This is a genomic window from Rufibacter immobilis (assembly GCF_003721565.1).
GTDB classification, from domain to species: Bacteria; Bacteroidota; Bacteroidia; order Cytophagales; family Hymenobacteraceae; genus Nibribacter; species Nibribacter immobilis.
Genome location: NZ_RJJE01000009.1, coordinates 688420 through 702267 on the forward strand (window position 1 = coordinate 688420; position 13848 = coordinate 702267).

At 52.9% G+C, this 13848-nt stretch carries 12 protein-coding genes and 1 pseudogene; 4 read left to right on the forward strand and 9 right to left on the reverse strand.

The features are described 5' to 3' along the window. Positions 1-126: 126 nt before the first annotated feature. The 3 genes from EFA69_RS10075 to cmk all read right to left on the reverse strand — a co-directional run bounded on the left by EFA69_RS10075 (position 127) and on the right by cmk (position 2418). Entirely contained in the window at positions 127-669 is a 543-nt protein-coding gene (locus EFA69_RS10075; protein WP_123132954.1) for a DUF502 domain-containing protein, read from the reverse strand. Positions 670-741: 72 nt separating this feature from the next. Continuing rightward, a complete protein-coding gene (locus EFA69_RS10080; RefSeq protein ID WP_123132955.1) occupies positions 742-1635 on the reverse strand; it encodes a 4-hydroxy-3-methylbut-2-enyl diphosphate reductase in 894 nt (297 codons plus the stop codon). An 87-nt stretch (positions 1636-1722) separates the two neighbouring features. Beyond that, positions 1723-2418: a (d)CMP kinase gene (gene cmk, locus EFA69_RS10085; protein WP_123132956.1), complete on the reverse strand. Its 696-nt coding sequence runs from the start codon at positions 2416-2418 to the stop codon at positions 1723-1725. A 297-nt stretch (positions 2419-2715) separates the two neighbouring features. On the opposite strand from cmk, the gene ade reads away from it, so the two are divergent. Both ade and EFA69_RS10095 read left to right on the forward strand, forming a co-directional pair. After that, positions 2716-4365, forward strand: a complete 1650-nt coding sequence (gene ade / locus EFA69_RS10090; protein WP_123132957.1) for an adenine deaminase — start codon at positions 2716-2718, stop codon at positions 4363-4365. Positions 4366-4640: 275 nt separating this feature from the next. Further along, positions 4641-5477, forward strand: coding sequence for a sulfite exporter TauE/SafE family protein (locus EFA69_RS10095; protein WP_123132958.1), 837 nt, complete (start codon positions 4641-4643; stop codon positions 5475-5477). 135 nt (positions 5478-5612) lie between these two features. Here EFA69_RS10095 and EFA69_RS10100 read toward each other — a convergent pair whose 3' ends face one another. The 6 genes and pseudogenes from EFA69_RS10100 to EFA69_RS10125 all read right to left on the reverse strand — a co-directional run bounded on the left by EFA69_RS10100 (position 5613) and on the right by EFA69_RS10125 (position 11628). Further along, entirely contained in the window at positions 5613-6029 is a 417-nt protein-coding gene (locus tag EFA69_RS10100) for a response regulator (RefSeq protein WP_123132959.1), read from the reverse strand. After that, positions 6026-7309: a sensor histidine kinase gene (locus EFA69_RS10105; protein WP_123132960.1), complete on the reverse strand. Its 1284-nt coding sequence runs from the start codon at positions 7307-7309 to the stop codon at positions 6026-6028. Before EFA69_RS10105 ends, EFA69_RS10100 begins: the two co-directional genes overlap by 4 nt. Positions 7310-7490: 181 nt before the next feature. Next, positions 7491-8468, reverse strand: a pseudogene (locus EFA69_RS10110) (PLP-dependent cysteine synthase family protein); the annotation flags it as partial. A gap of 87 nt (positions 8469-8555) precedes the next feature. Next, entirely contained in the window at positions 8556-9245 is a 690-nt protein-coding gene (locus EFA69_RS10115; RefSeq protein WP_123132962.1) for a carboxypeptidase-like regulatory domain-containing protein, read from the reverse strand. Positions 9246-9327: 82 nt separating this feature from the next. Continuing rightward, positions 9328-10137, reverse strand: coding sequence for a hypothetical protein (locus tag EFA69_RS10120; RefSeq protein ID WP_148041324.1), 810 nt, complete (start codon positions 10135-10137; stop codon positions 9328-9330). Positions 10138-10398: 261 nt separating this feature from the next. Beyond that, positions 10399-11628 (reverse strand): metallophosphoesterase, encoded by a 1230-nt coding sequence (locus tag EFA69_RS10125; protein ID WP_123132964.1) that lies wholly within the window; start codon positions 11626-11628, stop codon positions 10399-10401. A 160-nt stretch (positions 11629-11788) separates the two neighbouring features. Here EFA69_RS10125 and radC point away from each other — a divergent pair, with 160 nt between their 5' ends. Together radC and EFA69_RS10135 are read left to right on the forward strand one after the other, a co-directional pair. Beyond that, positions 11789-12493, forward strand: coding sequence for a RadC family protein (gene radC, locus EFA69_RS10130; protein WP_123132965.1), 705 nt, complete (start codon positions 11789-11791; stop codon positions 12491-12493). 703 nt (positions 12494-13196) lie between these two features. Beyond that, complete coding sequence (locus EFA69_RS10135) at positions 13197-13805, forward strand: DUF1684 domain-containing protein (protein ID WP_123132966.1); 609 nt, start codon at positions 13197-13199, stop codon at positions 13803-13805. Positions 13806-13848: the final 43 nt, after the last annotated feature.

A 13848-nucleotide genomic window follows, 5' to 3' on the forward strand; every position in this document is an offset into this window, starting at 1 on the left:
TTTAAAGACAAAGCCACCTGAAACACGTGAGCCGTTTAGGGGCTGTTTTTGGAAAAACAGCCCCTAAACGGCTCGCATGTTCTAACTAGAATATAGCTGATGGTGCTTACCCCCAGACCACCGGAATTACAGCTTTGACACCCCGCCAGACACCACAAACTTCATAACTTCACTGCTAGGGATCTCCAGATACGTCACGTTCTCGCGGGCCACCAGAAAAAGCTCCCCGGAGAAGTTGTAGGAGTGCGGAAAATACACCGCCACTTTATCTGGGAGGTGCACCGATTCCATGGTAAGTTGTGTCACGAAGCCCAACTTGTACGTATCATTATACTGGGTCATTTTCACCAGCACCGGCTGGTTAAACTTCTGGTTCTCGCCCACAAAGGCATCAAACAGATCTCTGAGTGAAGAATAGATCATGTTTACCAGCGGCAGGCGGCTCAAGATGCGCTCTGTAAGCACCAGAAACGGTTTCACAAAGAAAGACGACCCAATGAACCCTACCAGCGTGACCAAAGCGATAATGAGTAGCAGCCCTAACCCGGGGTACTTCAGCCAGAAGAGTTCATCCAGCCAATTGATGATGGCCACAATGATGTATACCGTGAGGCTGATGGGAGCTACAATCAGGAAGCCGTTCAGGAAATAGCGTAAGAGTTTTTTCATACACAGAGAATGGGAAAGCCCCGTTGCCGGGGCTTTCAAATATACTGGTTTTCTAATGTTTTAGTTTAAGGATTACACCGCTACCGGGTGCTGGGCCTGAATGGCGTCCGCCACCTGTTGCATGAGCCACATGGGGGTAGACGTGGCGCCGCAGATGCCTACAGAACTGGCGTTCTTAAACCATTCCATGTCCAGTTCATCGGCGTTCTCCACAAAATAGCTCTGTGGGTTCACCCGTTGGCACACCGCGTACAGGGCTTTTCCGTTAGAGCTTTTCTTGCCGCTTACAAAGATGACCACATCATGCTGTTGGGCAAACTTGTCTAGCTGCGGCTCGCGGTTGGAAACCTGACGGCAGATGCTGTCATTGGCGTCAAGTTCCAGTACCTCTATGCCGCTTGCCTTAACCGCTGCCACCCGCTCCTCAATAAGCTCTTTCATGCGGTAAAAGCCTTTGGTGCTCTTGGTGGTCTGGCTAAACAGGGTGATTGGCCGGGTATAGTCCAATTGGTCCAAGTCTTCCTCTGTGGTAATCACAACAGCCTCATTACCGGTTTGCCCGGCCAGGCCAATGACTTCGGCGTGGCCCTGCTGCCCGTACAGCACAATTTGTCCGTTGTGGCTTTTGGCAGAGTCATAGGCGTGTTTTACCCGGTTCTGCAGTTTCAGAACCACGGGGCAGGAAGCGTCTATCAGTTCCAGATTATTTTTGAGGGCCGTCTCGTACGTTTCAGGGGGCTCCCCGTGGGCTCTGATCAGGACTTTGCAGTCACGCAGTTCCTGGAGCTGTTCCCGGTCAATGATGCGCAACCCTTTGTTATACAAACGCTGCACTTCCATGCTGTTGTGCACAATATCTCCCAGGCAATACAATTCAGGTACTTCCTCCAGCTCATCTTCCGCCATCTGGATGGCAAACTCCACTCCAAAACAATAGCCTGAATTCTTATCTATGGTTACGTTCATATAAAAGACACGAGTTCTAGTGTAAGTACAGAGCACCTCCCCCACATGGGGAGACGTTTCTGTTTACTCTCTTTCTTAACAATCTGTTTAGTCAGCGAGTTCTTTTTGCAGTAAGGCAGAGGCCACTAAATCCAGCACGAAATCTACCTGCTCGTCAATGGTGATGTGGGACGTATCCAGCAGATGGGCGTCTTCGGCGCGGCGCAGCGGGCTTTCGGCGCGGGTAGAATCAATATGGTCCCGCTTCTGCAGGTTCTCCACAATCTCATCATACGGCACCAGTTGGCCTTTCTCCAGCAACTCTTCCTGGCGGCGTTTGGCGCGGGTCTCCACATCGGCGGTCATGAACACTTTCACCTCGGCATCTGGGAAAACGGCGGTGCCAATGTCGCGGCCATCCATCACAATACCCCGGCGCTTGCCCATTTTCTTCTGCTCGGCCACCATGGCGTGCCGCACAGGAGCCAGCACGCTTACCTCGCTCACTTTCTCGGAGATGTACATCTTCCTGATTTCGTCTTCCACGTTCAGGCCGTTCAGGAACACTTCATTGCGGCCGGTTTTAGGATTTCTATGGAAGGTAACCTCAATGTTATCTAACGCTTCCTGCACTTTCTTAGGGTTGGTGAGGTCAACGTAATGCTCCAGGAAATAGAGGGTAACGGCCCGGTACATGGCGCCGGTGTCTATGTACGCGTAGCCCAGTTCTTGGGCCACTTGCTTGGCGGTGGTGCTTTTGCCGCACGAAGAGTGCCCGTCAAGGGCTACAACAATCTTCTTCATACCAGTGCCTTAGGGTAATTTGGATTAGCAATCTTTGGTAGGGCAGGGAATTCCCTTGCCCGAGCGCTGTTGGCGCTGGAAACTTTTGGTTTTCTTACTCAAGGACGTGGATTTACGCGTACAGGCCGGGCTTACCGCTCCCAGCAGCAAGCACCACAGCAACCCTAGGGAAAAAATCTTTCTCAAAACCATTAACTTTGACGGCAAAGATACACGTATTCTGCCGGAACCGCTACGGGTTTTTACGCACCCGTCTGTTTCCGGCCTATTTTTTCAAAAACACCTCAGAAACGCACCATGGCTACACCCAGATTCTTCAAAGTGAGCGGTAACATCATAGATGTCCTACGGCAGGAAATCTACTCAGGCACCCTGGAAATCGCGGATGGGCATATTTCACGCGTTGTGCGGGAGCCTGTGGCCGAAACACAGTACCTGCTGCCGGGGTTCATAGACGCACACGTACACGTGGAAAGCTCCATGCTGGTGCCTTCTGAGTTTGCCCGCCTGGCCGTGCCGCACGGCACCGTGGCCACCGTCTCAGACCCGCACGAGATTGGCAACGTGCTTGGGCTCAAAGGTGTGGAGTATATGCTGGAGAACGGCCGGAAAGTGCCTTTCAAATTCTACTTCGGGGCCCCTTCCTGCGTACCGGCCACTCCTTTTGAGACGGCCGGGGCCGAAATCACCCCTGAAGACATTGAGGAGCTGTTCCTGAAACCGGAGGTGAAATACCTGGCCGAGATGATGAACTGGCCCGGCGTCCTGAACCAGGATGAACTGGTGATGCGCAAAATCACCCTCGCCCAAAAGTTTGACAAGCAGATAGACGGCCACGCCCCCGGCCTCCGCGGCCAGGAAGCCCAGGCTTACGCCGCCGCCGGCATGACCACCGACCACGAATGTTTCACCGCCGATGAGGCCCGCGACAAACTGGCCGCCTGCATGAAGATCCTGATCCGGGAGGGGAGCGCTGCCAAAAACTTTGAGGCCCTCATAGAATTACTGGCCGAGCACCCCGACAAGATCATGTTCTGCTCAGATGACAAACACCCAGACAACCTGGTGGAAAGTCACATCAATGAGCTGGTGAAACGTGCGCTGGCCAAAGGGCATGACCTGTTCCACGTGCTACAGGCCGCCTGCGTCAACCCCGTGCAGCATTATAGATTGGAAGTAGGCCTGCTCCAAGAAAAAGACCCCGCCGATTTTATCGTGGTTGACAATCTGGAAGATTTTACGGTCCTGAGAACCTACATTGACGGGCAACTGGTGGCGGAGAACGGGCAAAGCAAGATTGCCTTCACCCCAAGTGACGTTATCAACAATTTCCAGGCGGAGCCTAAGACCGTGGCGCAGTTCAAATTACCGGCCCAGCATGCCACAAAAATACGCGTGATTGAACCTTATGACGGCCAACTAATTACCGGCGAGCTGTTTCTAGACCCAAAGGTGGAAGACGGCAACTTAGTCAGTGATGTGGCGCAGGATGTCCTGAAGATGACGGTAGTGAACCGCTACCAGAACACGGAGCCGGCCATTGCCTTCATCAAGAACTTCGGGCTGAAACGGGGGGCTATTGCTTCCAGCGTGGGGCATGACTCGCATAACATCATCGCCGTAGGCTGCGACGATGAAAGCCTGTGCCGCGCCGTGAACCTGCTCATTGCCGCCAAGGGCGGTATCTCTGCGGTAGACGGTGCCCGAGAAGAAGTGCTTCCGTTACCCGTGGCGGGCATCATGTCAGGTCAGGATGGCTATTGGGTGGCCCAGCAGTACAGCCAGCTAGACCGCGCCGCTAAAGAATTGGGCAGCACGCTCACCTCTCCCTTCATGACGCTCTCTTTTATGGCGCTGCTGGTGATTCCGGCCCTCAAGCTCTCAGACAAAGGTCTGTTTGACGGGCAGCACTTCCGGTTTGCAGACGTCACCAGTGCGGAGAAATAACCATCTGTAAATTTCAGGACAGCAATTGTGCTTTTGCGTTTAGCGGCCGTTTTTTGAAAAAGAGGCCCTAAACGCAAACGCTACCTTCGCTCAGGTCCGCTTTTCCCTATTGAGGAGGAACCGCAGCAACTATTCCCGTGGAAGACAGTAAGCATTAAGACGCCCCTGCCTCTCCCCTGGCGCACACTTTGCCTTTTGAGAGACTTTTAAAATACTTTATTGTCAATCTACTTACTTCAATACCGGCTCTGCCCTACCCATACCAACAGGAAAACTTGCTAACAGAGATACTACTTTTTATAGTCGGGATTGTGGTGAGCACCTTTGGTACCCTCATCGGTTTTGGGGGCGGGGTATTCATGGTACCAATCCTGATCATCCTGTTTCAGTTTCCCATTGAATTGGCCATTGGCACCGCCATGACCGCCCTGCTGCCGGCGGCGCTAGTCTCCTCCTTTTTTAATTTCAGGGAGAAAAGCATTGATTATGTGGTGGCTTCCCTCCTGCAGTTCCCCGCCATGGTAGGAACCGTGATTGGGGCTTTTCTGGTAGCCTATACCCCGGTTCTGCAAATGCAGATCCTGTTCTCGGTGTTTGTGCTGGCGGTGGGAGTTTACATGCTGGGCACTTATAAACAGGAGCAAAAACGCCAGCGGGGCATGATGTACCGCCTCAACCGGATGCCTACCTCCTTCATCAGGAAGAACCACCCGAAGCACCTGGCCTACCGATTGAATGGGGGCCTGATGGCTCTTTTCGGATTGTGCACGGGCACCATGGCGGGATTGTTCGGGATTGGCGGCGGCTTTCTACAGACTCCCATCATGATCAGGGCCTTCAGAATTCCGTCCCAGATTGCCATCTCCACTTCGCTCTTCATACTGGTGATCACGAGCCTTTCCGGAATTTCCTCCCACTACTGGCTGGGGCATATCAACTGGGACAAGAGCCTGCCGCTTATGCTGGCCTTTGCCATTGGCGCCTTACTGGGGAAAGCAGTCCGAAGCCGCAATAACGCCACGCAGCAATCCTCTGAACGATTGATTGGCATTGGCCTGGTGCTGGCGGGCATGAGCGTGATGGTGCACATCTTCCTGAAGTACGACTTCTGATCGCGCATAGCACTGGCAAGTAAAAAGACCAGGGGCGTTTAGGGGCTGTTTTTGGAAAAACAGCCCCTAAACGCCCCTGATCTTTTTCAATCAAGCTTGCTCCTCCTTTCTGGAGGAAGAACAAGCCTTGTTTGCTTAAAAATACATATCCAGCAACTGCTGCACCTTCTCTGTGGTGAGTGGTTTGGTGAGGTAGGCAATGTTGCTGGCGGCGGCGCGCTCGGTGTCCTGGTTGTGTTCTGAGGTGGTAAGCAACGCCAGCACCACGTCTTTGCGAAAGTCTTCGTTCAGTTTCTCAAACAAGGCCAGGAACTCAAATCCATCCATCACCGGCATGTTAATATCCAGTAGAATGAGCGCTGGCTTGAAATATTCTGGCGCATTAGTGTCATAGTGGTTCTGGCTAACGCTGTAGAGGTAGTCAAAAGCCTGTTTCCCGTTCCGGAACTCTCTGATCTTCTCCGTTACCTGCATTCTGGTGAGAAGGCGGTTGTTGAGAAAATTGTTTGTATCGTCGTCGTCAATGAGCAAAATGCCCTCTAATTTTTTCATACCCGTTCTCCGGTGTCTTGATCATGGTTCACAAAGTACAGCAGAAAAGTAGTGCCTTCCCCTAAGGTGCTCTCTACCTCTACCTTGCCACGATTGTTGTCCATGATGCGTTTAATAATATAAAGTCCCACACCGCTGCCCTCCACGTGGTCATGGAACCGCCGGAACAGCGAAAACAAATGCTGCCCGTACTGGCTCAGGTCCATGCCTATGCCGTTGTCCTGCACTTTCAAAACAAGGGATTTTGCCTGAAGCTCAGATGAGAGCGAAATGCGCAGCGGCCGCTGAGGCTCACGGTATTTGATTGAATTTGAAATGAGATTGCGGAGCAGGCTATAGAGGTTATCCCTGGAAAGGAAAACTTCCGGCGCAGCCGAGAAATCGGTCTCCAGCGAAACATCTGTGTCCCAATTCACCTCCGGCATTCTCCCTTTCACCTCTTCTAACACCTGGGCAAAGGAAATCATTCCCAACTGCCCGGGGTCTACCGGCTTCTGGATACGGCTCACCTCGGCCAGGTTGTTCAGCTTACGGTGAATACTGGACACAGAATCATCTAACCGGGCGAATAAGTGGTTGAGTTCTTGGTGGTGCGGCGGAAGCTCTTCCCTAATGGCCTCTACCAGTCCGCTCACATTCAGCACGGGCCCTTTCAGGTCGCGGGAAGCGTAGTAGACAAAATCATCCAGATCTGCGTTTTTCTTGACGAGCTCGTAGTTCTTGAAGATCAGCTGTTTTTCTGCGCTTTTGCGGTTCTCTACCTCACGCTCCAGTTCGCGGTTGGCGGCAACCAGCTGGGCACTTCGGTCATGCACCCGCTGCTCCAGCTCCTGCTGGTGTTCGCGAAGCGCTATCTGGGCTCTCTCTTTTTCCTCTATCTGTTCCCGCAAGCGGGCGTTTGTCATTTCAAGCTGCCGTTGGCTGGGAATAGCCAATAAACCTGGTATGGCTTTGAACAACAGAATGGCGGCCCCCAGCGCCACTACGCCATAAAATAACCGGAGCAAAAGCTGTAACTCACCAGAGATGTTATCTCCCAAAAAGCTGAGCAGGTGCACGCCTGCTCCCATCAAGGCGATGATCCCCAACAGAACGGTGATGAGCCTCCGCTCCTTGTCATCACGTTTCATGGCCAGATAAAACAGCGCCCCCGCCCCTAACAAGTAAGCGGTGACCACCAGTAGTTCTCCTACCAGCATCAGGCTCTGCAACCCAGAAATCTCCCCGGCATCACCGGCAGAGGTACGGAAAGGAATCTGAAAGAGTAGTGGTACTATCATCTTGTAACGCTCAATCTGCTTAAAACGACCATCGGTTTGTAAAGTTACCCGCCTCAAAACCCTTCCAGACACAATAAACTCATCTTCAGACGGATGATTCAACTAAAACGGCCACCTGCTCTAAGCGCAAGTGGCCGTTTAGGGGCTGTTTTTCCAAAAACGAGCCAAAAACAGAAAATTAGTCTAGGTAACCTTGGGTCCGCATCCAGTCATCGTTGTAGATCTTGGCCAGGTAGCGGGTGCCGTGGTCAGGCAGAACAATCACTAGGGTATCGTGCTCCGTGAGATGCTCCTTGGCGTACTCCAGGGCGCCGTGCACCGCCGAACCGCTGGACCAGCCCACAAACAGACCTTCCTCTTTGGCCAAGCGGCGGGTCATGATGGCCCCATCTTTATCAGTTACCTTAATGAAGGTATCAATAAGGTCGAAATTCACGTTTTTAGGCAAGATGTCTTCCCCAATACCCTCCGTGGCGTAAGGATAGATTTCCTCTTCGTCAAAGATGCCGGTCTCCTTGTATTTCTTGAACACGGAGCCGTAGGTGTCAATGCCTACTGCCTTGAGGTCTGGGTTTTGCTCTTTGAGGTATTTTGAGATCCCGCAGATGGTTCCTCCGGTACCTACCCCAGCGGCAAAACAGGTAATCTTTCCATCTGTCTGTTTCCAGATCTCGGGTCCGCTGGTGTCATAGTGGGCCGCGGAGTTGGAAAGGTTGTCGTACTGGTTGGGGTAGAACGAGTTGGGGATTTCCTGGTTCAGGCGCTTGGCTACCGAGTAATAGGAATCCGGATGCTCGGGGGCCACGTTGGTAGGGCAAACCATCACCTCGGCACCCACCGCTTTGAGAATGTCTATCTTCTCTTTGCTCTGCTTGTCAGACATGGTGAAGATGCACTTGTACCCTTTGGCAATGGCGGCCAGGGCCAATCCCATCCCCGTGTTACCGGACGTTCCCTCTATGATGGTGCCACCCGGCTTAAGAATACCCGCTTTCTCAGCGTCTTCAATCATGCGCAGGGCCATCCGGTCCTTTACAGAGTTGCCGGGGTTAAAGTATTCTACTTTGGCCAGCACCGTGGCTTTTACGCCATCTGTCACGCGGTTGAGTTTTACCAGCGGGGTATTGCCAATGGCCTCAATGATATTATTGATATACATAGGTTATCTCTTGTGTGTTTGACTCCTTAGAATCAGGCACAAAGGTAGCCAAAAATTTTAAGACCTCCCGATTCCCCCTGTATCTGCTTACCACCTAGGGTCATAGAAACTGGTGGTGTCTCTGAAGAAGCGGTTGTACCGCAGCCGGGCCTGCCGGATGGAGTCTTGCCTGATGATGAGCCGTTCGGCGGCCTTTTGCCGTTCCCGCTCTTCCATGAGCTTTGCCACACGGCTGCGCTGCCGCCCTTCTTTGGAGAACTGCTCATACAGGAAACTGAGGGGGCTGGAGAACACATCTGGCGGACTAGGTACGCTGGGTGGAATGATAATGCGGGGCACCGTGGCGTTCATTCTGGGTTTGGGCGGCGCGGGGCGCGGCTTCATGTTCCGCAGCACGCGGTCCACTTTCTCCGGCGAGGCCGGCGACACTTTCACCTCCCGCAGTTGCACGCTCTCTTCTTTGAGCAGCACGTTTACCCGCAGTTCTGTGACACTGCGCAAGGCAGGCACGTAATATTTCTGCTGAAACCCCAGCGCCCTGAACACCAGCGTATCTGTAGACGGCATCTTAATCCTGAAACTGCCCTGCGCGTCTGTGGCCAGGCCCTGCCCCGTGCTCTTCTGGTAAACCGATACTCCCGCAATTGGTTTTTTAGTGTCTTCGCGCAGCACCTGCCCACTTACCCATACGTGATGGACCGTTACCTGCGCCAAAGACTCTTGCCAAACCAGCAGAGCAACTACCAAAAAGAATATAAAGCAGAAACGCTTACTCATAGAAAACAGAAGGGGCAGAAAAGGCCATGAAAAAGGCTTGCCTTTCTTACGGGCAAGCCTTTCAAAGATAGTTAGAGAACGGTTAGTTCTCCAGTTTTATTTTAGTGTCGCCTGACTTGTATTTCACTTCGTTGCTCTCCCGTTTCAGTTTGGCATCTTCGGTCTTGATTTTAGACTCGTCTCCGTCGCGCTTCACTTTGGTATCACCGGCTTTTAGTTTCGCCTCATCGCCGTCTCTCTTTACCTTGGTTTCACCAGCTTTCAGTTTGGCCTCGTCACCGTCTACTTTTAATTTAGAACCGTCCTGGGCCTTGTATTTGGCTTCTGAACCGTAGTATTTTTGGCGGTTAGCCTCATACATCTTAAACTGCTGCGGGGTCAGGAATCCTTTGATCTCGGTGTCTACGTTAGAGTTGATGGACTCCATTTCCTCATAGTACTGGGTGGGATAATCACTGGGGTAACCGGTTACCTGCATGGTGCTTTGCATGGCCGCGCCGCTGTCCATCATGGAACCGCCCTCAGTAGACAAGTCTTCACTCATGTCGCTGCTACTGTCTGCGGCCATCCCCGCGCTGTTGTTGGTGCTGCTGAACCGGGTTTCCAGTTCATCCATCTGGCGGGCGCGGTTGTACATCACCGTACGGATGCGGGCCTGGGTGGCCTCATCCAGACTTAGGTCCTGCGAGATCTGGGAAGACATGCGGTTCACTCTGTCGCGTGATTCTGCCTCGTAGTTGAAGGAGGTGGTGCTGTCACTGGTTTCGCCGGCGGCATTATCTGGGGTACTGCTATCGTTTTCCTGTGTTTCAGTGGAAGTGCCGGCATCTTCACGACATGCGGAAAAAGCCAAGGCTCCTGCCGCCATCATCATTAACATCTGCTTTTTCATAGTATTCTTCTTTTGTTGGAACATTGACGCCAAGAGTATCAGCTTGTTCCCGCATTTGTACGCAGACGCAAAAGGCAGGTTATAGATCAATTGCATTTAACTAATACCAACCAAAATTCATCAATAGCCACAAAAACAACCTCACCAGCATAAAATCCTATTTAGGGGCTGTTTTTCGAAAAACAGCCCCTAAACAGGATTTGTACTTAACCCAAAATACTTAGAGATGTTTTTTTATGACGGCCGGATTTCAACTGGCAGTTATCCTCTCCTGAACTCAAACACGGTGATTTCTGGCAGGAACCCCACCCGGCCATGATAGCCTAAGAAACCGAGCCCCACATTCACGTACAGATACTGCCGTCCTTTCCGGTACAGGCCTGCCCACTGTTTGTATACGTACTGCACCGGGCTCCACTTAAAACCGGGGATGTTTACCCCAAACTGCATGCCATGCGTGTGGCCAGACAGCGTAAGGTCAATGTCTTGGTAATGGGTATTCACCTCCCCGTCCCAGTGCGAGGGATCATGGGAGAGAAGCACTTTAAACGGCAACTCCTCTGTACCTGCATAGGCCCGTGAGAGGCTCCCGTACCGCGGAAAGTTCATGCGGGTGCTCCAGTTCTCTACACCCAACAGCGCAATCAGCTGCCCGTTCCGCTCCAGGACCCGGTGCTCATTTAGCAGCAGGTCCCAGCCGGCGCGGCGGTGGTGTTCTTTGAGGGTGTTCAGGTTGTGGATCTTCGCGTCACGGCTGGGCCATTCCACGTAATCGCCGTAGTCATGGTTGCCTAAGATGGAATACACCCCGCCGGGGGCCTTTATTTTGGCCAGGGTTGGCACATACGGCTCCACCTCTGAAGCCACATTGTTCACAATGTCCCCGGTAAACACCACCACATCGGCGGCCTGTTTGTTGATGAGCGCCACAGCTTCCTCCAGCGGCTCCCCCGAATGGAAACTCCCCGAGTGCATGTCTGTGATCTGCAGCAGCTTGAATCCGTCAAAGGCCGCCGGCAGATTAGGAAACCGCAGCGTTACCCGCTTCACCTGGTACGAGTAGGCTCCCTTCACCATACCCCAGATCAAGGTCCCCAGCGGAATGGCTCCCATGAAGAGGGCCAGTTGGCTCATGAATTTGTGACGCGAGAGGTTAAACTTAGGCTGCTCCGGCCCCCGCAGGGCATTAGACAGCCACTGCGTGAGCCGCACCAGGTCATCCAGGAACAGGAAGAGCACCACCACCAGCTTGGAGATAAACAGAATGAACAGCACGTTGGCCACCTGCATGCGCACCGGGTTGGGTGCCGTGCCGCGGGTAAGCAGGGCCAGCAGCAAGGTACCCAGCGTGAAAAGACTAATACCCCAGTAAACGACGTATGCGGCCTTGCGGGCACCCGGCGCCCAAGCCGCCGCCACCGTCCTTACGGCCTGAAAAACATAGATATCTATTAATAATACTAATATAAGCGTGATGATCAATCGGGTCATATAAAGAGCAGGAATTATGAAGGCTGAACAAAGGCGACAAATGTATGTAGCAACAACGAGTCATGTACGGGAAATTCCCTTACCCCGATGAACTATTTACCCAGGATTAAGCTTGTACAGACAATTTTAGCCTAATTCCCAGAAAACAAGCTCTAAACGCATGTCTACCGTTTACGCCGCCGCCCCGCTTTCCATCAAATCCTGGGCCGAAGAAGACCGCCCAAGGGAGAAGCTCCTGCTCAAAGGCCGCGCCGCCCTCTCAGACGCCGAGCTGATTGGCATCCTGATTGGTTCCGGCACGCCCAGCCTCAGTGCCGTAGACGTGGCCAAACTCATTCTGAAAGCCGTAGACCATGATCTGAACGCGCTGGCCCGCCTCACGGTCAAGGAACTGCAGAAACACAAAGGCATCGGCGAAGCCAAGGCCATCTCCATTGTGGCCGCCCTGGAACTGGGCCGAAGACGCAAAGAGGCCGCCCCCGCCGTAAAAACCCGCATCACCTGCTCCACAGATATCTACGACTACATACGGCCGCACCTGCTGGATTTGCCCCACGAGGAGTTCTGGATCATTCTGCTCAACCGCGCCAACACCATCATGAAGAAAATCCAGATCAGCAGCGGTGGGGTGGCCGGCACCGTGGCAGATCCCAAGCTCATCTTCAAGCACGCCCTGGAGAACCTGGCCAGCGCCATTATTCTGGTGCACAACCACCCCTCGGGCCAGCTGAAACCCAGCGCCGCCGACATCTCGCTCACCAAGAAACTGCAGGAAGCCGGCAAAGTCTTGGACCTGCCCATCCTGGACCACCTCATCTTCACCGACAGCAGCTACTACAGCTTCGCTGATGAGGACCTTCTTTAGCCTCTGGTTATTTAATGTTTGTCTGATGAAAAGCAGTCCCTGAAAAGTGGCTGCTTTTCTGTTTAGCGCCTGTTTTTCCAAAAATAGCCCCTAAACGCCTCCCTATAACCTTTGGGCATCTCGCACAGTTCTGGAACTCACCATTGGCAAAAGTTGACGCAGTCTAAGTTCTTTAGTAGAGAAGGCCAATAACGGCTGGGAGATGGTTCAGCAGGAGTAGTCATCCCCCTACCCCCTTCAAAGGGGGACAAAATGCGCGCAGATCACGAAGGAAGCTTTAAGATGTAAGGAATCACCACAAAGGAGGCATCTTCTGTTTGCAGTCTAGAAAGCAGTATGAGCAATAAAGTCAAAGCAGCGCCTCCAAGTTAGAAGATCCCATTTCCAGTCTTTCCTTCGAGCGCCTCGCTTGTGGCTAAAGAAAGACGTACACCAAGAAGAAGCTGCATTCCTTGGCCGCAAGGGCTTGCGAGAGGGGAAGACGGGGCCCCGCGGCCGTGAGCGCTTACCGCCAAAGATGAAACAACTCAGCCCATAAAGCCACAGACAAGCCGCAAACCCAAGGCATCAGCCAAAAAAACCGTTTTAGGTCTAATTTCAAAAAAACAGCCCCTAAACGCCTATCTCCACCCTTCACTTTCAACAGCAGTAGCTGAGATATTAATTTCTTTGCGACCTTTGCCCCATTAACCTGCCTTAGTCCATGAAAGGATTCAAATACATTATTCTGCTGGGGGTGCTGCTCATTGTGGGCTACCTGGTGAAAGACCTGTTTTTCAACGATGAAAGCTACAACCAGGCCGTCCTCAAATTCAGGGAAAGCAAAGACCTCACCTTCCGGAGTGTGACCCGTTCTCCCCTGCCAGACTCGGTGCGCCGGGCGTTCAACAAGCTGGATTACTACGCCCCTGCCCGCGACTTTGAGATTTCCGCCGATTTCCAAGCCCAGGAAAGCGCAGAACCCGTGGCCATGCCCATGACTACCGGCACCAAGGAACCCTACTACGTGAAAGGCAAGGCAACTTTTGAACTGGAGGGCCAGACCCACACCCTCACGCTGTTCCAGAAAGCCGGCGCCACCTCAGATTCCCTGTTCATCCCCTTCACTGACCAGACCAACGGCTTTGAGACCTACGGCGGCGGCCGCTATTTAGACGCCATCCCCAACGGCCAGACCATCGTGCTGGACTTCAACAAGGCTTACAACCCTTTCTGCGCCTATAACCCCCAGTTCGCCTGCCCCATGCCGCCGGCAGAGAACCGCCTCAAGGTGAAAATACCCGCCGGCGAAAAGGCATTCGGCACAAAATAAGCGCTACCAGCACCCATGTTTACCAGTTTTTGGTAATTTTGGA

Bases quoted from the DNA above. Each gene is read 5' to 3' on its own strand.
- EFA69_RS10075 (WP_123132954.1), bottom strand. From the start codon at position 669: ATGAAAAAACTCTTACGCTATTTCCTGAACGGCTTCCTGATTGTAGCT.
- EFA69_RS10125 (WP_123132964.1), bottom strand. From the start codon at position 11,628: ATGACCCGATTGATCATCACGCTTATATTAGTATTATTAATAGATATC.
- EFA69_RS10105 (WP_123132960.1), bottom strand. From the start codon at position 7,309: ATGATAGTACCACTACTCTTTCAGATTCCTTTCCGTACCTCTGCCGGT.
- EFA69_RS10100 (WP_123132959.1), bottom strand. From the start codon at position 6,029: ATGAAAAAATTAGAGGGCATTTTGCTCATTGACGACGACGATACAAAC.
- radC (WP_123132965.1), top strand. From the start codon at position 11,789: ATGTCTACCGTTTACGCCGCCGCCCCGCTTTCCATCAAATCCTGGGCC.
- EFA69_RS10120 (WP_148041324.1), bottom strand. From the start codon at position 10,137: ATGAAAAAGCAGATGTTAATGATGATGGCGGCAGGAGCCTTGGCTTTT.
- cmk (WP_123132956.1), bottom strand. From the start codon at position 2,418: ATGAAGAAGATTGTTGTAGCCCTTGACGGGCACTCTTCGTGCGGCAAA.
- EFA69_RS10115 (WP_123132962.1), bottom strand. From the start codon at position 9,245: ATGAGTAAGCGTTTCTGCTTTATATTCTTTTTGGTAGTTGCTCTGCTG.
- EFA69_RS10135 (WP_123132966.1), top strand. From the start codon at position 13,197: ATGAAAGGATTCAAATACATTATTCTGCTGGGGGTGCTGCTCATTGTG.
- EFA69_RS10080 (WP_123132955.1), bottom strand. From the start codon at position 1,635: ATGAACGTAACCATAGATAAGAATTCAGGCTATTGTTTTGGAGTGGAG.
- ade (WP_123132957.1), top strand. From the start codon at position 2,716: ATGGCTACACCCAGATTCTTCAAAGTGAGCGGTAACATCATAGATGTC.